The 2428-nt window shown below is 68.0% G+C and carries 3 protein-coding genes; all 3 read right to left on the minus strand.

The genetic code is table 11. From position 1 onward, the window contains the following. Window positions 1-1261: phosphopyruvate hydratase (gene eno, locus ABYX71_RS11575; protein ID WP_372696646.1), on the minus strand; the 1261-nt coding region annotated here is incomplete at its 3' end. Window positions 1262-1268: 7 nt separating this feature from the next. Then, window positions 1269-2123, minus strand: coding sequence for a 3-deoxy-8-phosphooctulonate synthase (gene kdsA / locus ABYX71_RS11580; protein ID WP_372696647.1), 855 nt, complete (start codon window positions 2121-2123; stop codon window positions 1269-1271). Further along, window positions 2120-2428 (minus strand): gamma-glutamyl-gamma-aminobutyrate hydrolase family protein (locus ABYX71_RS11585; RefSeq protein ID WP_372696648.1); only part of this gene is annotated, 309 nt, incomplete at its 5' end. The genes ABYX71_RS11585 and kdsA, both read right to left, overlap by 4 nt.

Consider the following 2428-nt stretch of genomic DNA (forward strand, 5'->3'; position numbering starts at 1 on the left):
GATAGCGCGCCTGGGCCCCGAGCTCCTGCTCGATACGCAGCAGCCGGTTGTACTTGGCCACCCGGTCCGAGCGCGACAGCGAGCCGGGCTTGATCTGCCCGGCGCCGCTGCCAACGGCAATGTCGGCGATGGTCGTGTCCTCGGTCTCGCCGGAGCGGTGCGAGATCACCGCCGTGTAACCGGCCTCACGCGCCATGCGCACGGCCTCCAGCGTCTCGGTGAGGGTGCCGATCTGATTCACCTTGATCAGGATGGAATTCGCCACACCGGTATCGATGCCCCGGCGCAGGATGGCGGGGTTGGTCACGAACAGGTCGTCGCCCACCAGCTGCACCGACGCGCCCAGGCGCTCGGTCAGGCGCTTCCAGCCGTCCCAGTCGTCCTCTGCCTGGCCGTCCTCGATGGAGATCACCGGATAGCGTCCCGCCAGATCGGCCAGATAGTCGACGAACTGCGCCGAGCTCAGGGCGCGACCCTCGGACGCCAGCTGGTACTGGCCATCCTTGTAGAACTCGCTGCTGGCGACATCCAGCGCCAGACGCACCTCGTCGCCCGCGGCGTAGCCCGCCGCGCCGATGCTGTCCAGCACCACCTTCAGCGCCTCCTCGTTCGAGGCAAGGTCCGGCGCGAAACCGCCCTCGTCGCCGACCGCAGTGTTCAGACCACGCTGGCGCAGCAGCTTCTTCAGCGCCTGGAAGATCTCGGCGCCGCAGCGCAGCGCTTCCGAAAACGTCGGCCGCCCCGCCGGAATGACCATGAACTCCTGCAGATCGACGCTGTTGTCGGCGTGGGCACCGCCGTTCAGGATGTTCATCATCGGCACCGGCAGGCACATCTCGACCCCGCCACACAGCGCATTGATGTGCCGGTAAAGCGGCATGTCGCGACTGGCTGCGGCGGCATGCGCGGCGGCCAGCGACACCGCCAGCATGGCGTTCGCGCCCAGCTGGCTCTTGTTGTCGGTGCCGTCGAGGTCGGTCATCACCGCGTCGATGCGATGCTGGTCCACCGCATCGAGCCCACGCACGGCCGGCAGGATGCGGCTCAACACGTTGTCGACTGCCTTGGTCACGCCCTTGCCGTTGTAACGGGCAGCGTCGCCGTCACGCAGTTCCAGCGCCTCGCGCGAACCGGTGGAAGCCCCCGACGGCACAGCGGCGCGGCCCAGGCAGCCATCGTCGGTCAGCACGTCCACTTCTACCGTGGGAAAACCGCGCGAGTCGAGAATCTCCCGCGCTTTCAGGTCGACAATCTTGCTCATCCGTCACTCACGTTGCGTTTGTCTGCATCAGATCCTGCTCGGCAAAGCCGGCCGCCTTGACCAGGCGGTCCAGGTCAACCAGCGTGCGCAGCAGGCTTTCCATGCGATCCAGCGGCCAGGCATTGGGGCCGTCGCTGAAGGCCCGCGCCGGATCAGGGTGGGTTTCCATGAACAGGCCGGACACACCGGCGGCCACTGCCGCACGCGCCAGCACCGGCACGAACTCGCGCTGCCCCCCGGAACGGTCACCCTGACCACCGGGCAGCTGCACCGAATGCGTGGCGTCGAACACCACCGGGCAACCGGTCTGGCGCATCAGTGCCAGTCCGCGCATGTCCACAATCAGATTGTTGTAGCCGAACGAGGCGCCCCGCTCACACACCAGCACGCGCCCTTCACCGCCGGCCGCGTTGGCCTTGGCCACCACCTGCGCCATGTCGGCCGGCGCCAGGAACTGACCCTTCTTGATGTTGACCGGCTTGCCGCTGGCGGCGACCGCCTCAATCAGGTCGGTCTGCCGGCACAGGAAGGCCGGCGTCTGCAACACATCCACCACCTGCGCCGCGGCCGCCACGTCATCCGGCGAATGCACGTCGGTCAGCACCGGCACACCCACCGTCTCGCGCACCTCGGCCAGCATGGCCAGGCCCGCCTCACGCCCCGGGCCGCGCGGTGACTTGCCGGAACTGCGGTTGGCCTTGTCGAACGAGGCCTTGAAGATGAACGGCACGCCAACGCGCCCGCAGATGTCCTTCAGCGCTGCCGCCGTGTGCAGGACCAGCTCGCGGCTCTCGGCGGTGCACGGACCGGCGATGAGAAACAGCGGCTGCTCGAGCCCGGTTTCGAAACCACACAGCTTCATGCGGGGGCCGACTGCGGCACACGGGCCGCACGGTGGATACGCGCCGCCTCGACGAAGCTGCTGAACAGCGGGTGCCCGTCACGCGGGTTGGAGGTGAACTCCGGGTGGAACTGGCAACCGACGAACCACGGGTGCTCGGGCAGCTCGATCATCTCCACCAGCCCGTCCTGCTCACTGCGACCGGACACCTTCAGACCGGCTCCCTGCAGCGTCGGCAGCAGACGCGGGTTGACCTCGTAGCGGTGACGGTGGCGCTCGACGACGCGTGCCTCGCCATAGATGCTGCGCGCCAGCGTGTCCTCACC

Source organism: Immundisolibacter sp. (genome assembly GCF_041625615.1).
Classification (GTDB): domain Bacteria; phylum Pseudomonadota; class Gammaproteobacteria; order Immundisolibacterales; family Immundisolibacteraceae; genus Immundisolibacter.